This is a genomic window from Rhodococcus sp. NPDC059968, from assembly GCF_042738615.1.
Taxonomy (GTDB): domain Bacteria; phylum Actinomycetota; class Actinomycetes; order Mycobacteriales; family Mycobacteriaceae; genus Rhodococcus_F.
Genome location: NZ_JBHWUE010000035.1, coordinates 55,402 through 74,860, shown reverse-complemented (window position 1 = coordinate 74,860; position 19,459 = coordinate 55,402). Strand labels below are relative to the sequence as shown.

The 19,459-nt window shown below is 64.1% G+C and carries 17 protein-coding genes; 4 read left to right on the top strand and 13 right to left on the bottom strand.

Going from position 1 to position 19,459, the window contains the following annotated elements; all coding sequences use genetic code 11:
• Nucleotides 1-52: 52 nt before the first annotated feature.
• The gene (locus ACFWAY_RS25875; RefSeq protein WP_378455483.1) at nucleotides 53-1,036 is read right to left on the bottom strand and encodes an alpha/beta fold hydrolase; all 984 of its coding nucleotides are present in this window, start codon (nucleotides 1,034-1,036) and stop codon (nucleotides 53-55) included.
• Complete coding sequence (locus tag ACFWAY_RS25870; RefSeq protein ID WP_378455482.1) at nucleotides 1,020-2,087, bottom strand: amidohydrolase family protein; 1,068 nt, start codon at nucleotides 2,085-2,087, stop codon at nucleotides 1,020-1,022. Before ACFWAY_RS25870 ends, ACFWAY_RS25875 begins: the two co-directional genes overlap by 17 nt.
• Nucleotides 2,088-2,312: 225 nt before the next feature.
• On the opposite strand from ACFWAY_RS25870, the gene ACFWAY_RS25865 reads away from it, so the two are divergent.
• The 4 genes from ACFWAY_RS25865 (at nucleotide 2,313) to ACFWAY_RS25850 (ending at nucleotide 6,744) form a co-directional block, all read left to right on the top strand.
• Nucleotides 2,313-3,128, top strand: coding sequence for an IclR family transcriptional regulator (locus tag ACFWAY_RS25865; protein WP_378512656.1), 816 nt, complete (start codon nucleotides 2,313-2,315; stop codon nucleotides 3,126-3,128).
• A 118-nt stretch (nucleotides 3,129-3,246) separates the two neighbouring features.
• A complete protein-coding gene (locus ACFWAY_RS25860; RefSeq protein ID WP_378512655.1) occupies nucleotides 3,247-4,311 on the top strand; it encodes an extradiol ring-cleavage dioxygenase in 1,065 nt (354 codons plus the stop codon).
• A 208-nt stretch (nucleotides 4,312-4,519) separates the two neighbouring features.
• Nucleotides 4,520-5,599 (top strand): response regulator transcription factor, encoded by a 1,080-nt coding sequence (locus ACFWAY_RS25855; RefSeq protein WP_378454980.1) that lies wholly within the window; start codon nucleotides 4,520-4,522, stop codon nucleotides 5,597-5,599.
• Nucleotides 5,596-6,744 carry a response regulator transcription factor gene (locus tag ACFWAY_RS25850; RefSeq protein ID WP_378454981.1) on the top strand — a complete coding sequence of 383 codons (1,149 nt, stop codon included), beginning with the start codon at nucleotides 5,596-5,598 and terminating at the stop codon, nucleotides 6,742-6,744. Before ACFWAY_RS25855 ends, ACFWAY_RS25850 begins: the two co-directional genes overlap by 4 nt.
• Before the next feature lie 141 nt (nucleotides 6,745-6,885).
• Here ACFWAY_RS25850 and ACFWAY_RS25845 read toward each other — a convergent pair whose 3' ends face one another.
• The 11 genes from ACFWAY_RS25845 to ACFWAY_RS25795 all read right to left on the bottom strand — a co-directional run bounded on the left by ACFWAY_RS25845 (nucleotide 6,886) and on the right by ACFWAY_RS25795 (nucleotide 19,458).
• Nucleotides 6,886-8,553 carry an AMP-binding protein gene (locus ACFWAY_RS25845; protein ID WP_378512654.1) on the bottom strand — a complete coding sequence of 556 codons (1,668 nt, stop codon included), beginning with the start codon at nucleotides 8,551-8,553 and terminating at the stop codon, nucleotides 6,886-6,888.
• Between the two features lie 199 nt (nucleotides 8,554-8,752).
• Entirely contained in the window at nucleotides 8,753-10,198 is a 1,446-nt protein-coding gene (locus ACFWAY_RS25840; RefSeq protein WP_378454983.1) for an aldehyde dehydrogenase, read from the bottom strand.
• A gap of 61 nt (nucleotides 10,199-10,259) precedes the next feature.
• Nucleotides 10,260-11,300, bottom strand: coding sequence for an ABC transporter ATP-binding protein (locus ACFWAY_RS25835; RefSeq protein ID WP_378454984.1), 1,041 nt, complete (start codon nucleotides 11,298-11,300; stop codon nucleotides 10,260-10,262).
• A 56-nt stretch (nucleotides 11,301-11,356) separates the two neighbouring features.
• Entirely contained in the window at nucleotides 11,357-11,887 is a 531-nt protein-coding gene (locus tag ACFWAY_RS25830; protein ID WP_378454985.1) for a hypothetical protein, read from the bottom strand.
• Nucleotides 11,884-12,480, bottom strand: coding sequence for a hypothetical protein (locus ACFWAY_RS25825; protein ID WP_378454986.1), 597 nt, complete (start codon nucleotides 12,478-12,480; stop codon nucleotides 11,884-11,886). The genes ACFWAY_RS25830 and ACFWAY_RS25825 overlap by 4 nt, the downstream gene beginning before the upstream one ends.
• On the bottom strand, nucleotides 12,456-13,943 hold the full coding sequence (locus ACFWAY_RS25820) for an MCE family protein (protein ID WP_378512653.1): 1,488 nt from the start codon (nucleotides 13,941-13,943) through the stop codon (nucleotides 12,456-12,458). The genes ACFWAY_RS25825 and ACFWAY_RS25820 overlap by 25 nt, the downstream gene beginning before the upstream one ends.
• Complete coding sequence (locus ACFWAY_RS25815; protein ID WP_378454988.1) at nucleotides 13,943-15,082, bottom strand: MCE family protein; 1,140 nt, start codon at nucleotides 15,080-15,082, stop codon at nucleotides 13,943-13,945. The genes ACFWAY_RS25820 and ACFWAY_RS25815 overlap by 1 nt, the downstream gene beginning before the upstream one ends.
• Complete coding sequence (locus ACFWAY_RS25810) at nucleotides 15,079-16,293, bottom strand: MCE family protein (protein ID WP_378454989.1); 1,215 nt, start codon at nucleotides 16,291-16,293, stop codon at nucleotides 15,079-15,081. The genes ACFWAY_RS25815 and ACFWAY_RS25810 overlap by 4 nt, the downstream gene beginning before the upstream one ends.
• The gene (locus tag ACFWAY_RS25805; protein WP_378454990.1) at nucleotides 16,293-17,294 is read right to left on the bottom strand and encodes an MCE family protein; all 1,002 of its coding nucleotides are present in this window, start codon (nucleotides 17,292-17,294) and stop codon (nucleotides 16,293-16,295) included. Before ACFWAY_RS25805 ends, ACFWAY_RS25810 begins: the two co-directional genes overlap by 1 nt.
• A complete protein-coding gene (locus ACFWAY_RS25800) occupies nucleotides 17,294-18,295 on the bottom strand; it encodes an MCE family protein (protein WP_378512652.1) in 1,002 nt (333 codons plus the stop codon). Before ACFWAY_RS25800 ends, ACFWAY_RS25805 begins: the two co-directional genes overlap by 1 nt.
• Nucleotides 18,295-19,458, bottom strand: coding sequence for an MCE family protein (locus ACFWAY_RS25795; protein WP_378454992.1), 1,164 nt, complete (start codon nucleotides 19,456-19,458; stop codon nucleotides 18,295-18,297). Before ACFWAY_RS25795 ends, ACFWAY_RS25800 begins: the two co-directional genes overlap by 1 nt.
• Between the last annotated feature and the right edge of the window lies 1 nt (nucleotide 19,459).

Sequence of the window (19,459 nt, the reverse complement as noted above, 5' to 3'; positions counted from 1 at the left end):
GCCGACGCCGGATCGTGGATTCCGGCGTCGGCCATCGGTTGTCGTCAGAGAATCAGGCAGAGACCAGGGAGCGATTGATCAGTGGCAGTTCGGGTCGGCGATCGGAGACGCCGGCGGCGTCGGCGAGATCTCCGGAAACCTTCCCGTCGCGGAAGAACTCGAGAAAGACCGGGTTGAACAGGTCCGGTCGGTCGGTCTGGCCCTGGTGGCCACACTCGTCGGGATAGAAGAACTGAACATTGGGCAGGTGGTCTTCCTGGACGTACCCCCACTCGACCGGTGTCAGGATGTCCTGGCGGCCGTAAAGGTAGAGCCCCGGAGTGCTCAACCGGTCGAGGCGCCCCTTGGTTACCAAACGGGCGGCGCGATTCTCGTCCGTCCAGTCCGTGATCCGCCGGTACTGCAAGAGAGTGGGCCAGAACTTCGCGTGCGCGTCCATCCGGTCCCTTGCGGAGAGGTAACGCATGTCGATCAGATCTTCACTGATGGCCTCACCGCGATGGATGATCGCCTCCATCATCGTGCGCATTCCGTCGCGTGTGCCGTCGTAGGCGGTGAGACGGAACTCGCCCGCCGGCGGGGTCAAGTGCTCCGGGACCACGTCGCCGACATCTCCCGCGATCAGAATGAAGCTCTTGACCTTGTCGGGGTGTGCAACCGTGTAATTGACCGTGTTCATGCAGCCCATGGAGTTGCCTGCGAGGTGGAACTCGTCGAGGCACAGTGCGGTGGCGAACTGGTCGATGAAGTCGACGAAGGACTCCATGCCGTCCGGCCAATACTCGTCACGGGTGTCCGACAGACCGAAGCCGGGCATGTCGGGGCAATAGACGCGGAAACCGTTCTCGCCGAGGTACGGGGCCATGAATCGCCATCCCGCGAGGCCGGAGGAGCCGGGCAATCCGCCGTGGAGCAGGATGACGGCGGGGCCCGAGGTGCCGGCGGTCATGTAGTGGGCGCGGGCGCCGTTCGCCAGTCGGACCCAACGGCTGGCCAAGCCGGGAACGTCGACGAGATTTTCAGCAGTGAGTGCCATGGTGATCTTCCTTTATCGGTGAGAAATGGTCGGTGACGAGTGTGCCGCGTGGCAGTCCGAGAAATTCGAGAGCATTCTCGCGCAGGATTCTCGGCACGGTACCGGGCGGCAACTGCTCTGTCGCAGAGTTCAAGTCCGCCAATCCATCTCCAGGTTGGCCGGGGATGAAGGGGTGGTCGCTGCCGAGTAGGACCTGGTTCGGGCCGAAGCGGTGTACCAATGCAGGCAGGAGCCCCGGGTCGAAGACCAATGTGTCTGCGTAGAGACGTGATACGAGGCGATCCAGATCGTCTGGGACGTGTGTGGCGGCCAAGTGGGCGCCGAGGCGAAGTCTCGGGTATGCCCAGGGGAAGGTGCCGCACCCGTGGACCATTGCGATGCGTAGTTGTCGATGACGTTGCAGCACCCCGCCGAAGACAAGCGCGGTAGCCGCCAACGCGGTATCCGAGGGCATCCCCAGTCCGAAGTCGTAAGTGAACCCCGAACGGCGCACCGCGCCACCGCCGCCGCCAACGGGATGGACGATTACCGCGAGTCCGAGACCGTCGACCGCATCGAAGAAGTACTCGAGTGCCGGGTCGTCCAATTCCATCCCGTTGATCCGGGTACCGATCTCGATCGCCCGCAGTCCCAGAACCGTGGATAGGTAGTGAAGTTCGGATAGGCAGTCACGAGGAGATAAGAGGGGAACTGTTCCGATTCCGATGAGCCTGCCATCGCCGTCTTCCACTGCGCGGGCGATGGACTCGTTCATCCACCGGCAGTAGGTGGCGAAGGGTGCCGGCGCGGCGCCGTACTCCAGGGTGACCGGAACAGGAGAAATCGCCTGAACCCCGATGCCCGCGCGATCCATGTCCTCCAAGCGCGCCGGCACATCCCAGAGGGCGCCCCGGACGGCGCGGAAGTCTTCGGATCCGCGGACGAGCCGTCCCTCCACGGGAGAATCGAGCACCAATCGGGGTGCTCGCGGAAAACCTGCGATGACGTCGGCAGGGGGTGCGTCCCGGGGGAAGTAGTGCGCATGCACATCGATGGTGCCGGGTGGAACCACGTGGGTCTCCTTTCGCGCGCAACCGTGGCTTGTTCCGTCCGGCCTGCCCGCGTCGTCGGGCAAGCCGGACGGAGGAAACGTTAGGGGCTCGGTGCGGTTGCGGCCGCTGTTGTTCCGGGGGCTGGAACCGATCGGCGGGCACGTACCCTGAATGTCAGCGCGCTGTGACCGCCGTTACAGCAGTTTTCCCGCGGGGTCGGTGGAGCGAAGATTGCGGAGGCCCGGATGATGCACATGGAACAAGACAAGCAGGACGACTGCGGTGCGGGGAGTTCCCCGCCTTCGATCCTGGCGAAGGCGTTCTCGATCATCGATGCGTTCAACGAGCGTGATCGGGTTCTGACCCTGACACAGATCAGCCGGAAGACTGGCCTGCCCAAGTCGACGGTGCACAGATTGCTGCAGCGGTTGGGTGAGCTGGCGGTGATCGAGGAGCACGGCGCGGGGTACCGGCTCGGCATCCGACTGTTGCGGCTGGTTTCTTCCATGCCGGTGGACGGAATGCGCGAGGTTGCGCTGCCGCACTTGGCGCAGTTGCAGGCCTGGTCGAAGGAATCCGTCCACTTCGGCGTCCTCAGGGGCAACGAAGTCGTAGTGCTGCAGGCGCTGTTCGCGGTGAACCACGCGCGACCCATAGGGGAGGTAGGCACCCGGATCCCCGCGCACCTGTCCGCGATGGGCCGGGCGATGATGGCGCATCTGCGTGAAGAGGAACTCACCGAACTGCTGGCCGGACCTCTGGTCGGACTGACGCCGAAGTCGATCACGGATCCGGTCCAAATTCGCCACGAGTTGAAGCACATTCGGGTGGCGGGAGTTGCCGTGCAGAAGGATGGTGTGGTTCTGGGTCTGGGTAACATCGCCGCGCCCGTGCTGATCAAGGGCCGTCCGATGGGTGCCGTCGCCGTTCAGTTCGACTCGGCGAAGGAGGTCTCGGAGTCGGTGATCAACGCCGTCAAACTGACTGCTCACCGCATCTGCCGTGACACCACCCAGATGCTCGCCCAGGGTAGGGCCGATCTCTTTCCGTTCGACGACTGACGCCGCGTTCCGGGCACTGGAACTTGCTGTGCGTGTGGCGCGTGCACGTCACACGATGGGGAGCGATACCCCCGGCGCGTGTGACGGCGCCGAGGCGCCACCTCAGAAAGGACGGCCAATGGGAGACTTCCTCGCTCTCGGCATGACCCACTACCCGCTGTTGGCGGGAACCGACGAGCACATGGCAGGTCTGCTGCGATGGACTCTCACCGACCCGGACATACCCGTCGAGGAGAAGGACCCGGCCCACTGGCCGGACCGTATGCGTCGCGAGTGGTCCGACGACGGTGGAACCGCTGCCGCAGCGGCGCATCGTGCGGAGTTGGTGGCGAATCTGGCTCGCGTGCGTGACGCGGTCGACGAGTTCGCCCCCGACGTCGTCGTGGTGTGGGGCGACGACCAGTACGAGAATTTTCGCGAGGAGGTGGTGCCACCGTTCTGCGTGCTCGCCTACGGAGACCTCGAGGTGCCCGCCTTCGAGGTGATGAACGAGAGAGGCAGTCCGAACTTCTGGGGGAAGCCGGACGATTTCGAGATCGTGATGCATGGTGACGCGTCGGGAGCCAGACAACTCGCCGACGGCCTGATCGAGCGCGGATTCGACATGGCCTACTCGTACAAGAAGCGCACTGCCGCACATTTTCCGCACGCCATTCTGAACACGCAATTGTTCCTCGACTACGCCAACGCAGGCGCCGAGATGTCATACCCCTTCATCCCGATGACGGTCAATTGCTATGGGCAGCACGCCATCGCGCGCAAAGGTGGATTGGCCAGGTTCGCCGACATCGAATCGGAGGTCCTCGACCCCTCGGGCCCGACGCCGGCACGGTGCTTCCAAGTAGGTCGAGCGGTCGCGCAACATTTCCGCGACCGCGATCTCAGGGTGGCGTTCGTCGCCTCCTCGAGCTGGTCGCACGCCTTCCTGGCCGACAAGCTGTGGCATATGCGTCCCGATACCGAAGCCGACCTGCGAATCTACAAGGCGCTGCTGGAAGACGACTTCGCGCTGATGCGCAACTACACCAGCACAGAGGTCGTCGACGCCGGCCAGCACGAAATTCTCAACTGGTTCTGCATGCTCGGTGCGGTCGAGGAGCTCGGCCTGCGCCGGGAGTGGTCCGACCTCGTGGTGACTGACGTCTTCAACTCCAACAAGGCATTTGCCGTGTACTCAGGGTAGATCAGCGTGCCCGCGGTCGAGCTAATCGGTCATACCATTGGACTATAGTTAGGCGATTGGGCTAGACTGCAGAGTGATGCCAGTCACAACAATCATGTCGAGTGGTGTGCCAATGCGGCCGGAGGTGTGACGAGAAGTGAGCCGGACGAAGACGTCAATGGATCCTGATCAAGCGGATCTCGTGCAGCAAGCGGCTGAGTGTATCGGTATGGCCAGGAAGCTGCTGGTCGACCACGATCACCACGCCGGTCTCGGCTCTCCCACGTTGTCAGGGTCGCTCGGAGCAACACGACGTCGCCTTGTCGACGCGCTGACCGAGGGGCAGCTCGCCGAGACCGATATCGGAGACGCTTGCCAGGCTCTCGTCGACATCGAACGTCTTCAGGAGGAGATCGCGAGAACAGAGGCGATTCGCCGGATCGCGGAGCTGGGCGAGGTGCACGACGCTGCAGTGACGCTCCGGGGACTTCCCCCGAGACAGATCATCGAGGCGGCGCCGGAGGTGGTGTGTACACAATTACCCTTCGCACGCTCGATGATCTCAGCTGTTTCCGGTTCTCTGTGGCAGCCCCGCCGCCTCTATCTGCAGCCCGCGCTCGACGGCTCACCTCTCGACTTCTCCGACTACGTCGACTCTGCGGTGTTGTCCCTGGCTGAAGCGCCTTTGGAAACCGAGCTGGTCCGACGCCGAGTTCCCGCGCTGGTCGCGGCCCCAGCCGACGACGACCGCACGCACAGGGAGATCGTCAGTCGATCTCGGACGTCGGCGTACGTCGCGGCGCCCGTCATGTCCGGAGGCAAGGTCATCGGACTGCTCCACGCCGATCGGCCAGGGTCGGTGGATGTTCTCGATCCGGACGACCGAGATCGGTTGGACACCTTCGCGACCATTCTGGCCATCGTTTACGAACAAGCGGTGCTGAAGCACCGAATCCAACTGCAGCGGGCCCGGGTCGAGGAGTCGTTCGACGCAACCCAGACGATGCTGGACCGGATCTCGAAGGCGGATGCGATTCTCTCTCATCAGGCTGCAGCAAGGGTCGACGGTTCCACCGACGAGCCGGCAGAGAACCGGGTGCTCGAAATCAACAGCATGCTGACCGTCCGGGAGCGTGAGATCCTGTCCCACCTCGCAACCGGGGCCACCAACAATCAGATTGCGCAGGCACTGGTCATCTCAGAGGGCACCGTGAAGTCGCATGTAAAAGCCGTGCTCAAGAAGCTGCACGCACCGACTCGTGCCGCGGCGACGGCCCTCTACTCGAGTCAGGCCCGACGAGCGAGATGACAGGGAAGACGGAGGGGCGAGCCACCGTCAGGTCGACGACCGACCGCGAGTTGTCACACGCGGTCATCGTTCTCCTCGATCGGCTGCGCGACGACTACGGCGTCGGCCCCCGCTCCCACGAGATCCGCGTTGTCTCGCTCGGCACCCAGATGGCGCTCCTCGACGAGGCCACAGAATCTGCTCTGTCGAAGTTCCCCGAGCTCGGCCCCGAGCAGCAACGAGCGCTCGGTCGCCTCATCGTCGACCTTCAGGAGACGCGCATGCGGATTCGCACGGTGCACGAAGGTCCGGGTCACGCCGTGCAACCCGCCGAGTTCGCCAGCGCGATCCGGCGGTTACGCGGCTCGGAGTCCGTTGCCGGTCTTCGTAAACGAATCTGCTTCGAGGCTGCGAACGCAGCGCAACTCGACCGAATACTCTTGTCCGAGGTACACAACGGCACGTGGATTGCGCTCGAACTCCACAGCTCGACGAGGTCGGACGGGGACCTGAGTTCTTTACAGGCGTTACCCCTCGGCTTCGAATCAGCCGAGAGCCGGGCGTGCGAGACCCGATCCGCGGTACTCGCAGGGCCGAACGCCGACGTTCGGCCGAGTGACGAGGTCGTGCAGATGCTTGCCGCCGACTCCTATGTGGTTGCCCCGATCACCGTTTCGACCGGTGTCATCGGTCTCGTGCACGGCAGTCGACCTTCCGGGGACCCGGTGAACGTTGTGGTCCGGGACACGCTCGGGGCATATGCCCGCGGTTTCGGGACGTTGTTCGAACGGGCGATGCTGGCCGACCGCCTCAGTGAACAGAAGAATGTGATAGTCCAACGCCTGCAACAGGAAGCCCGCGAAGCCGAGCTTCTCGAACACGCGGATGTCAGCTTTCTCGACGAGACCTCGGCCGAGCAGGTCTCGTCGTTGCCCGGTACGTCCCACGGCGATCTGAATCCCGCTGCGCTGGAATCGCTGACGACTCGTGAGCGCGAGGTGTTCACGTTGCTGGTCCGGGGCGCATCGAACGCCGAGATCGCGAACGAGCTCGTCATCAGCATCTTCACGGTGAAGACGCACGTCAAGAAGATACTTCGCAAGCTGGGCGCCATGAACCGGTCCGAGGCGATCTACCGCTATCTCGCGATCACCGGTCAACGATGAACAGGTTCCACGAAAGTCCCACGCGCGCAGCCAGACCATCGCGGCCACCGAAGTTTGTGCGTTGCTGACAGCCTCACCACGTAGACGAATACCGCCCCCGTTGCCTCGGCAATGGGGGCGGCGTTGTGCCCTTGACAGGACCTAGGCGTCGGCAACCGGTTCGGCCGCTTGCTCTCGGAGAAGGAACTTCTGGATCTTCCCGGTCGCGGTGGTGGGGAGTTGATCGACGATAACCAGCTTCTCGGGAATCTTCTGCACCATGGCCTTGCGCTCGATTCGGAGGAAGTCGGCGAGTTCGTTCAGAGTTGGTGCGGGGCCGTTGGCGACGACGAAAGCGCACACCTTCTCGCCGAGACGCACGTCGGGCATGGACACAGCTGCCGCCGCGATGATGTGCGGATGTGCCAGGAGGTGTTCCTCCACCTCCCGTGCCGAGATGTTCATGCCGCCGCGGATGATGAGATCTTTGATCCGTCCCGTGACTCGGAGGTAGCCGTCTTTGTCGACGCGGCCGAGGTCACCCGAGGAGAGGAACCCACGTGCGTCGACCGACGCGGCCGTGCGCTCGGGGTCGCGCCAGTATCCGAGGAAGATTCCCGGGCCTCCGTAGAAGATCTGGCCTTCCTCGCCCGCCGGAACCACAGCACCCTCTTCGTCGCGGATCTCGAGATCGACACCATCGAAGGCCCGCCCGTCGGAAGAGAGCACCTTCTCGACTGGGTCGTCTACACGCACTGCCGTCACCAGTAGCCCTTCGCTACTGCCGTATACCGGTAGGAGTGTGCAGTCGGGTAGTGCCGTCTTCCATTCCCGCAGAAGTGTTTCGGGTATCGGTGCGCCGGCACTGACCCAGAGTCGCATCGCGCTGACGTCATGGTCGGCACCGGCATCGATGGCGCCGAGTGCCATCTGGAGGAATGGTGTCGCGGCCATGCTCACTGTCGTCTTGAACTCCGCGATACGCCGGAGTCCCTCGTTGGGCTCCCACACGTCGAGAAGGTGGATCCCACTTCCGAGGAGCAACGGTGTCGCCACACCCACGGCCAGTCCTGTCGCATGGGTGACGGGGGAGGGCATGAACATCACGTCGTCGGGGTTTAGGCCCATAACCTGCCCGCCGAGTCCGTGAGCGGTGAAAGACAGTGTGTTGAAGGTATGTTGGCAGCCCTTCGGGCGCGACTCGGTTCCCGATGTGTAGATGATGGCGTGGGCAGCATCCGCGGGCGGTGGCGGTCCGAGTTCGTCGTCGCCGGGTACATGGTTGCCGGCAATCAGCTCATCGAAGACGATCTCGCCGGCGCCTGCCGTCCCGCGCACAACAACGACGTGCTCGAGGCCGGGCACTTCGGCACGCACCTCGGCCAGCATGTCCGTGTACCGGAACTTCCGGAATTCCTCGGTGACGAAGGAGATCTTGGCTCCGGAGTGCTCCAGTACGTACCGCACCTCGTCGTGCCGGTACACCGGCATGGTGGGCACGAGGACGGCCCCGATCCGGGCGAGCGCCACGTAGATGACCACGAACTCGTTCCAGTTCGGCAACTGGACCTGAACGCGGTCACCGCGCTCGACACCGAGCTTCTGCAGGGACGCGGCGAGACGGTACGCCTGCGCTCGAAGTTCACCGCGCGTGAGAGTTCCGTATCCGTCGGTGACGGCGACGAAGTCCGGGTCGATCATCGCCCAGCGATCCACATGTTCGGCCAGGCTCTCGTCGCGCCAGTACCCGTTCGATCGGAACGCCTCGAGGGTGCTCGCACTGTAGCGGTCCTCGGGGAGAATCGCGCCCGCGTGTTCCATGACATCCATGTGCGGATCCTTGCTTTCAGGTGCCTCTCCTCGACAGGAGACAGGCCAAAGTGATTGGTCGAACCATAATGCCGACCGAGAGGGGATAGGTATGAATCGGACGCGTTCTCATCCTTCGAGGTGAGGGAAATACCCCATTGGGATGAGTGGTGCGTGGAGCGATGCGGGTGCGCCGCGAGCGCCGCACCCGCACAGACCCTTACAGGTAGATCGACTTCGGCACCAGGTAGGCGGACAGGGCCTCCGGTCCCAGTTCGCGTCCGAGACCACTGGCCTTGACTCCCCCGAAGGGCGCCGTCGGATCGGGAAGGTAGCCGTTGATGCCGACGGTTCCCGTCTGGATGCGCCGGGCGACGGCAACCCCGTGGTCGTGATCGGCGGTGAAGACGGTGCCGCCGAGACCGAAGTCGCTGTCGTTGGCTATGCGGACAGCGTCCTCGTCGTCCCGATACGAAATGATCGACAGCACGGGGCCGAAGATCTCCTCCTGGGCGATCGTGTAGTTGTTGTCGACGTCCGCGAAGATGGTCGGTTCCACGAACCATCCCTTCTCGAGGTCCGCGGGGCGTCCACCACCGACCGTGATCCGGGCGCCCTCGCCCTTGCCCTTCGCGATGTAGGACTCGACCCGGTCGCGCTGCCGGACGCTGGCCATCGGTCCGATCATCGTGGCGGGGTCGAGGGAACTCCCTACGGTCAGTGACCCGGCCAGAGCGCTGAACGTGTCGACCACTTCCTGGTAGCGCGACTGCGGTGCCAGGATGCGGGTGCCGAGGTAGCAGACCTGGCCGTTGTTCAACATGGTCGCGCCGAACAGCTGTTCGCCGACGGTGGCGAGATCCAGATTCGCGTCGTCGAGGATGATCGCCGCCGACTTTCCACCGAGTTCCAGCGTGACAGGCCGGAGCAGTCGGCCGCAGGCTTCGGCGATGTTGCGGCCGGCAGTCGACGACCCGGTGAACGCCACCTTGTCGATGCCGGGATGCGAGACCAGGTACGCGCCCAGTTCGCGACCACCGGGCACGATGTTGATCACGCCCGCCGGCAGGGCCGCCTCTTCGATCGCTTCCGCGAGAACGTAGCTGTCGAGGACCGTCTCGGGGGACGGCTTGATGACGATCGTGCACCCGGCAGCCAGGGCAGGAGCGTATTTGAACGCGGCGAGCGCCTGCGGGAAGTTCCACGGGACGATCGCGCCGACGACGCCGATCGGGGTCTTGGTCACGAGAGTCGATCCGCCGAGCAGACCCGGCCGCGTCTCCTCGAAGGAGTCGTTCTCGATCAGGCCGGCGTAGTAGCGGAGCAGAATCTGCGGGAAAACCGCTTCCAGCTTCTCCGCGACCGCGACGGGCATGCCGTTCTGTGAGCTCACCGCCTGGACCATCTCCTGGGCCCGTTTGTCGAGCGCATCTGCCAGGCGTCCCAGCGCCTGCGCTCGCCGTGCCGGTTCCCACTGCGACCACCCGGTCGGATCGTCGAATGCCCGGCGTGCCGCGTCCACGGCGGCGTCCATGTCGGGTTCGGCGCCATCGGGGGTGTGGCCCACCACCTGTTCGTCGTTGGGCGATACCACCGTGATCACGCCACTCGAGGTGGGCGCATGCCATTCGCCTCCGATGAAGAAGGCGTTGTTGTTCGTCGTCATGACGGGTTCCTCTCGTTGATCTGGATGTTTCTGTTGCCGAGTCGTGAACTGGGAAGTTGGATCACACGGATTCGAGGGGTTCTTCGTAGATCGAGAAATCCTCGGTGTCGTCGTAGGGGCCGAAGCTCTCCTCGAAGCTTTCCTGGATTGCGATCTGTGCGTTCTCCGGCAGGGTGTGCATGATGTCGCGGACGCGTTCCTGGCGGCGGGTGACGGCCTGCCGGAACGGCATCCCCGGCGTCGCCTTCATCTGCGGGACGATGCCCTCGACGTCGTCGACACCACCGGCGTGGTGGCCGGCGTCGACCATGGCCTGCTCGGCGGCCATGGTGGCCTCGTCCTTCTCCTCCGACATGCCGATCGGGCCGATCATGGTGCCGTTCAGGAACTGCTTGACGACCGGCTGGTCGCTGGTGAGCAGCACCTCGCGGGGGCCGAACATCACCAGCTGCCGGCGGAACAGCATGCCGATGTTGTCGGGCACCGTGCGGGCGAGGTTGATGTTGTGCGAGACGATCAGGATCGTCGCATCGATCTCGGCGTTGATGTCGATCAACGTCTGCGAGATGTAGGTGGTACGCACCGGATCCAGACCCGAGTCCGGCTCGTCGACGAGGATGATCTGCGGGTCCAGCACCAGTGCCCGGGCCAGGCCCGCGCGCTTGCGCATACCACCGGAGATCTCGCCGGGCAGCTTGTCTTCGGCTCCGAGCAGGCCGACGAGTTCCATCTTCTCCATGACGATCTTGCGGACTTCGGACTCGGACTTCTTGGTGTGCTCGCGCAGCGGGAACGCCACGTTGTCGTACAGGTTCATCGAGCCGAACAGGGCACCGTCCTGGAACAGCACACCGAACAGCTTGCGGATCTCGTAGAGCTCCTTGGACGAGCACTCGAGAATGTTGGTGCCGTCGATCACGATCGAGCCCTGCTCCGGGCGGAGCAGACCGATCAGCGACTTCAGGAACACCGACTTACCCGTACCTGACGGCCCGAGCAACGCACTGACCTCACCGGTGGGAAGGGTCAACGTGACGTCCTGCCAGATTCTCTGTGAGCCGAACGACTTGGTCAGTCCCTCGACGGATACCTCGACTCCCACGACTACCTCCTAGGTTTGCGAAAACATCGACTGATCCCTGCTTTTCGGGGAAGCGGTCAGACCGGAGTCATCTCCGTCATGACCCACGTACCCTCCTGCTCGGTCATGCCGACCCGCACGCGACTTCCGTCCAACTTCGGTGCGGCGCTGTCGGTGCTGGTGGTCGACTGGTTGACGAAGAACAGCAGCATCACCGCGTCTTTCGACGCGGACACGATGGAGGATTCGACGACGGTCGCCGAGGTGACGACCTGGCGCTGTTTCGCCGACGGAATGATGACCTCTTTGCCGACACTGTCGAACTGGCCGCGGAGATCGCCACCGAGACTGGGAAGTACGTCGGTGAAATGCGTGTCGATGGTGTTGAAGTCGTACGACAACACGTCGGCGACCAGCTGAGTGGCGCGTTCACGCGCCTGTGCCTCCGCGCTGTTGATCTGGCGGTGATCGTGGACCTGGAGGGTGATGGCGGCCGCGACCGCGACCAGTGCGGCGGCGAGAAGCACGGCGAGGTAGCGGGTGGCTCGTCGACGCGCGTAGGACCAGGTGGCTATGGCCTCGGGGATCCGGGTGAGTGTGTTTCTCATGCTACGAACTCCACATCTGAGACGAGCCAGTTGCCGTCCACCGAATCGAGCGAGACCTTCATGCGGTAGACGCGGATCTCGCCGTCGGGTGCCTCGGTGTTCTTGACCGTGGAGGTCACGGCGGCGAGGACCACGGCGTGGTCGTCGTCGGACTCGACGAGTCCGGCTTCCTTTACTTCACCGGTCGACTCGACCTGGCCCTGGTTCAATACGTCACCGAAACTTCCCGATGCGCTGGTGAATTGGTCCCGGAACGGTCCTGTGGTGCCGTCCGCGACGCGCTGGATGTCTTCGTCCACGCTTTGATGCCGCAGTGTCACGAGGTTGACCACCACCTGCCGCGCCGTCTCGAGGACCTGCTCGCCTCGGGACTGTGCGGCTTGTTCGGTGCGTAGGTTGGTCCACGAGACGCCGCCGACGACGAGGGCGGCGATCGCGATCACCGCGGTCGCGGCCAGGCCGATGAGGAATCCGCGCGTCGGTACCCGCTCCTCGGAGTCGGTTGTCGTCGCCGGGACGTCGTCCCCGGGTCGGTCGAGGCTGGGCTGGTCGAGGTGGGTCTCGACCTCTACCGGAGCAGAAGTGCCTGCCATGTTGATTCCTCCTTCGAGTGTGGTGCAGAAACGCTGGCGATCGAGTAGAGATCGCCGTTCGGTGCCCGGAAGTTTCCGGTGACCGGGTCATAGGGGACGCTGAGGGATCCGTTGCTACCGGTGAAGCCTTGCGGGGTCGTCCACGAGGCCGGCGTGGCGGTCCCGGGTTCGGTGGCGTCCGGGGTCGGCGGGGTCGAGATCGGTCCGGTGCTCGGAGCGCCGGTGTCGGTCGACGGCGGGACGTACGGTTGGCCGGGCCGGGCCAGCATTTCCGGCCAGGTGGACGGCAGACCCCCAGGGCAGTTCGCGATTTCCGCGGTGCGCACCGCAGGATTCGTCGCGCAGGGGATGTTCCGTGCCCCTCGTGCGACCCGAGGGTCGGCCTGCGGCAGCTTGCAGTACGAATTCTCCGGTGCGGGGATCGCGCTGACATCGCTGGGGTCGCGACGCTGCGTTTCCTGGTAACCCTCGGTGCAGGGGAGCGGGTTCGCGGAGTTGCCGAGCTTGACGTCGAGGGCGCCCTGACCGTACACCCGGTCCTCGCCCTGGACTCCCCGGTGCATGTAGTTGATCGATGCCGACACGGCCGGGTAGATCACCAGGATCTGCTCAATACCCGGGATGTTCACTCGCGCGACCTCACCGACCGTTTGGAGGTTCGCCAGCAGCAGCGGAACGGTGGGTCGGACGTCGTCGAGTGTGCCGCTGACCGTGTCGAAGAACTGTGATCCGTTGTCGAGGACACCGCGGACCTGCGAGTCGCTCATCACCAACTGCTCGGAGAACGAGGAGAGATCGTGGGAGAAGCTCGCGATGTCTGCCCGCGAGTCGATTCCGGCCTCGAGGACGGGCTCGGCGTCGTCGAGCAGGGTCCTCGTGGTGCCGATCTTCGCCTGCGCGAGTTCGATCAAGGGCCGCGAGGAGTCGATGAGCTGCGACAGGGCCGGTCCGGCGCCGTCCAAGGCGGTGTAGGCCTCGTCGACGGTGACTCGGAGATCGTCCTTGGGCAGCTCCGACAGGAGCACGTTCACCTTGTCGACGACCTCGGAGGCAGGCACCGGGATTTCGGTGTTCTCCTTCGTGATCACATCACCATCCGCGAGGAAGGGACCCTCGGACGACGCCGGAACCACGTCCAGGTACTGCTCGCCGATGGCCGAGACACTGCGGACGAATGCCTGGCTGTCGCTGGGAATCGCGAAGTCCGAATCCAGCTGCAATTCTGCGGACGCCCGATCGGGGCCCAGGTCGATCGACTTCACGACGCCGACGTCGACGCCGCGGTAGGTAACGAGGGAATTGACGTAGAGGCCTCCGGCGCGATCGAATTCGGCCGTGATCGTGTACATCCCGATCCCGGTGACCCTCTTCAACCCGAGGTAGTTGACTGCGGCGTTGCCGACGGCGAGAACTGCCACCACTGTGAACACGATGAGTTGGAAGCGAACGAGTTTCGATCTCATCAGCGTGGTGCTCCGTTCTGCGGTGCGGACGTCGCGGGTCGGCCGGATGTCGTTGCACCGGTGGGTGCCAGGAGAGGATCCACGGCCTGGCGGGCAGGGTTCAGTCCCGCGAGCTCGTCGAGGGGGATGCTGCCGAGGACCTTGCCGCCAACCGTCTCGGCGCTGACGTCGAGGGTGAGGAAGAGATTCATGTAGTCGCCCCTGACGGCGCGCTGAGTGGTTGTCACCGGGAACGGGATCGTTCCCGCGATCTTCAACGCTTCCGGGAGGTGGTCGCCGGCCGCAGCGAGCTGCGACAACACCGGCTGCAGCGACCGCAGATTGGCGTCGAGGTCGTCGCGGCTGCTCTCGAGCACCTCGGTGGCGACCTCACCGAACCGTCCCACGTCGTTCAGCATCGTGGTGAGTTGTTTCTGCTGTTCGTCGAGTACCTGCAGTGCCGGTTGGATCGAGGTGATCCCCCGGTCGATCGTCTGATTCTGACTGGCGAGTTCAGCGCCGAGGCGGTCCAGTCCGTCGATCGCCCGGACGATGTCGTCGCGCTGTTGGTCGACACCGCCGACGAACTCTTCGAGGTTGCCGAACAGGCTGCGCAGCGATTCCTCCCGGCCACCCAGAACGTGATTGAGCTCGGAGGTCACGGTGCGAATCTGTTGCAAGCCACTTCCGTTCAGGACGAGCGCAAGTGCCGAGAGCACCTCTTCGGTCGACGGGTACTGACTGGTGCGGGCGAGGGGGATCACGTCGCCGTCGGCGAGTCTGCCGACAGCCTCCGTACCGGGCGGCACGGTCAGCTCGAGGTACTGGGAGCCGAGCACACTGGTTTGCGCGAGCTTGGCGCTGACGTTTGCGGGGATTTCTGCGTCCGGATCCAGCTCGAGGGTCAGCTTGGCGCCCCAGTTGTCACCCGTGATGTGGCTGATGTTTCCCACGATGACGTTGTCGGCCTTCACCGGTGAGTTTCCGACCAGATTCTGGATGTCCGCCAGCTCGACTGTCACCTCGTGGGCGTCGCCTCCGACCGCGTTGCCGGGCAGCCCGATCGAATTGATTCCGTCGAATCGGCAGCCGGCCGCCCCGGCCACGACGGCGACGAGCATGGTCGCCGTGAGCGCCGATCTCCGCAGAGAGTTCGTCATCGTGGTCCCTCCGGAAGAATGAGGTTCTGCAGACTTTGGGTGATGGAGGCGACGGGATCATTCGGTGCGGGAGCGCCCGGCGTGGTCCCCGGGGGGAGTGGGGCGGGAACCGCTGCCGGTATCGCCTGCCGCACCGCGGCGTTGACCAATGGTGCCGCGAAAGCGCCCGCAGCCGTGTTGCATTCGTCGCCCGGAGCATCGACCGTGGTCAAGAGTGCGCAGATGAGCGAGCGCGGGTCCGGCATCTCAGGCACAGCGAGCGCGCCAGTCAACGAATTGGCGTCGGAATCGTAGATGTTGTAGAAGTCGGACAGTGCCGTCGGACCGGAGTGCAGGATCGACATCAGGGTGTCCTGGCGGTCGACGAGTAACCGGGTGATGTCCTCGAGCTGCCCGACATTGTCGACCAGCGCGCCACGGTTGTCCTCGATGAACTTCGTGACTTCCTGGAACGTCGTCAGCATGCTGCTCAGCACCGCGTCGAGTTCGGTGCGGTTGGCATTGAGGAGCCCCGACACGTCTGCGAGTTCGCCGCTGAACGCCCGGATCTGCTGGTCGCTGGCAGCGAGGGCGGTGGTGAATTTCTGAAGGTTCTCGACGGTGCCGAACAGATCCTCGCCGCTCGCGTTCAAGGTGGTGGCGGCGTCCGAGAGGTGGGTGAGGGAATCGTGCAGCGCTGTGCCCGTCCCGTCCAGTGTCCGGGCGGTGCTGCTGACGAAGCGATTGAGCGAACCGTCCGGATGCTCCGGAGTGCGGCCGGCGTCCTCGCTGAGCTTGACCACCTGCTTCTTGATCTCGTCGAACTCGACCGGGACAGCGGTCCGGTCGAGGGGAATCTCGTCACCGTCGGAAAGGGTCGCCCCACCCGAGTACGCAGGTGCGAGTTGGATGTAGCGACCGGTGACCAAAGTCGGGGCGACCACCGCCGCCTTCGCGTCGGCGGGGACGTCGTACTCGTTGTCGTAGTCGAATTCCACCCGGACCCGCTCACCGTCCGGCTCGATCGTCGTGATGCGGCCGACCTCGACACCGAGAATCATCACCCGGTCCCCGACGTACATGCCGGTGGTGTTCCGGAAATACGCCGTGACGTGGTTGATGGAGTGATTCTGGATCCAGGCGGCGGTCAGCAACCCGACGAGGGCGACCGCGATCACCACGGCGAGCAGTCTCGCCGGAAGTGCCCGTGCCATCTCACGTACCGATGCCATCAGCGCGGCCCCCCGAAGCTCCCCGGAAGCTGCCCGGAGAGGTTGGCGGGAACGATGTTGTGGAGGAGCACCCCGAAGAACGGACCGCTGCCCACCGCTTCGCCGACCTGCTTCGCGAACCGTTCGAGGCCGGTCAGCGATGCGTTGATGTTGTCGTAATTGCTGTTCAATGTGGCCACCAGAGTCTTCAACTGATCGAGAGTGGGTCCGAGTGTTGCTGCGTTGTCGCGGGAAAGCCCGGTGAGTGCATCGGCCACCTGACGTGACTGCACGAGCACGCGATGGATGGTGTCCGCCCGGCTGTTCAGTGCGGTGAAGAGCGACTGCCCTTGGCCGAACAGCGTGGCGACCTGGACGTCTCGGTCCGCGAGGATCCGGGACACGTCGGCGGCACCCGAGAGCAGCTGACGCAGTTCGTCGTCGCGGCTCGCCACCGTGTCGGACAGGCGGGACAGGCCGTCGAGAGAGGACCGCAGGTCGGGCGGAAGCTCGTCTTCAACCGAGGAGACCTGCTCGAGTGCGCCGGACAGGTTGACGGTGTCGGTCTCCGACACCTTGTCGGTGACCTCCTCGAGCGCCCGGGTGATGTCGTATCCGGAGCTGGTTTGGGCCAGCGGGATGGTCGCGTTGTCGGCGAGTTCGCCGTGACGTCCCGGAGTGATCTCCACGTACCGCCGACCGAGAGCAGTTTCGACCTTGATCGCCGCCGTCGCGTCCTCACCGAGCCCGACCGCACCGCTGTCCACGTCGAATTCCACGTCGACTTTTCCATCGGCGATCGAAAGCTTCTTCACCTCTCCGACTTTCACGCCGGCGATCTGCGTGGTGTCACCCACTGCGAGGCCGCTGGCATCGGCGAATTCGGCATGGTAATTCGTGGCCCTGTTGATGCCGGGGATCGAGTTGAAGTTGAGCGCAAGAAACAGGACTCCGATCAGCACGGCTGTTCCGATCAGGCCCATGCGGAACGCATCGCGCTCGAGGAATGACTTCTGAGCCATCACTGGCACCTTTCTGCGGGGGCCTTGAACATCGGTGTGAGTCCACCTGGCCCGGGCGCGTACTTGATAGCGAGACCACAGACGAAGAAGTTCACGAAACTTCCGTAACCCGCGACGCGGCCGATGAGGCGGTAGTTCTCGGGCAGCGTGGACAGCACCATGTTCAGGGTGTCGGTATTCGCGTTGAGGTTGCCCGCGAGATCGCCCAGCGCGACCACGTCCTGCGCAATCGCCGGCCGATTCTGGTCGATAACTCCTGCGAGACTGTCCGTGGCATGGTCGATGTTCACCAGGGAGTTGGTGATCAGGTCACGGTCGCCGTCGAGGCCCGCGACCAGTCGTTGGAGTTGGTCGATCAGTGCGGAGAACTGGTCACCGCGATTGTTCACGGTCCCGACCACGGTGTTGAAATTGCTCACCACCTGACCGATCGCTTGATCCCGGTCCGCCAATGTGTTGCTCAGGGTGCCGATTTGAGTCACCAGGCGTCCGATGCTTGCTTCCTGGCCGTTCAGTACCTCGATCAGAGAGGCGGACAGTTGATTGGTCTGATCCGGGTCGAGACCCTGTAGGAGGGGCCGGAAGCCGTTGACCACCTGGTCGAGGTCGAGCGCCGGCGTGGTCTGCTCGAGTGGGATCGGGCCGTCGAGCGCTCCGATCGCACCGGGCCCGTTCGAGAGCTCCACGTAACGGTCACCGATCAGGTTCTTGTACTTGATCCGCGCCGTCGTCCCCGCAGTCAGCGGGCGTTCCGTGGAGAGGGAGAACGACACCACTGCCGTGCCGTCTCCGGCCAACTCCACCTCTTTCACCTTTCCCATCGGCACACCACCGACTTTGACGTCTTCGCCGTTGCCCAGTCCGGACGCATTCGAGAACACGGCTTGATAGGTGTTCGTGCTGCCGAAGCGCATATTGCCCACCACCGTCGCCACACCGAATCCCGTCAACGACGTAACCAGGACGAAGATCAGCAACTTTATTCCCGGTGCCTTCGTCATCAGCGTGCACCTCCGAACATGAACTGCGCGACTGGGTTACCGATCAGATCTTCGATTCCGTGCGCGGGCTGGTAGGCCTTGCTGCCGTCGTCGAAGTCGGTATGGCCGGGTGCCTGCGCGGGGTCGTAGCACCGCGGTGCGCCGTCCGCACCGTTCTTCGGCGCGTTCTCCGGGTACGTGTACGGCGGATCACCCATCAGCAGAGTGCCGAGAATGTTCAGCCCGGCCTGATCGCTACCGCCGACGGTGCGCTCGAGGTACCTGTTGGTCTGATCCATGCTCGCCAGGAAGCAGGGGTACATCGGCGCATGCTGGGCGAGCAGTGCCGTCGTCGGCTCCAGCGCATCGAGCGATTTCTCGAGGGGGTCGCCTGAGGCCTCGAAGAAGCTTCGTCCGCTGTTGCCGAATCCGCTGAAACTGAGCAGGAAGGCGCTCAACTGCTGTTCCCGTTCGGTCACCGTGTCACCGGTGGTACTCACATGATCGACGGTCCGCAGCAGCTCCGGAGCGGCGTCGGCGAGGACGTCGGAGACCTCCGCACCCTTGACCAGATCGCGCTGCAACGTGGGAAGGCTGCCGTTGAACTCGGACAAGTAGGCGTCGAGCTCGACCATCATGTCGCCGAGTTGGTCCCCGCGGCCCTGCAACGAGGTCGACAACGCATTCAACGTCCCGTTGACCTTCTGCGGCTCCACGGTCCGCAGCACCGTCACCAGCGAATCGAGGAGATCGTTCACCTCGGTGGCCACACCGGTGCCCCGAACCACCGACCCCGCCGACACGGTAGTCGCCGACGGATGTTCCGGTTGCACCAGCGTGACGAACTTGCGTCCGAACAATGTGGTCGGATCGATCACGGCCGTGATGTTCTCCGGGATCGCCGACGTTCGGCTCTCGTCGATGTCCATGATGATCTCGGCCCGGTCGTCGACCAGTTGTACCTTCGACACCCGGCCGACGACGACATCGCGCATCTTGATGTCCGAGCCGGGTTCGAGCATCAGCCCTGACCGCACCGAGTACAGCGTGACCGGGACGGTCGAATGGAACAATCCGCGGTAGATGCCGACAGACACTGCGGTCGCGATTGCCATCAACGCGATCAGACACACACCCAGGAGCGCGTAGACGCGGCGGCTCCGCTCTTCGATATGGCCACCCATG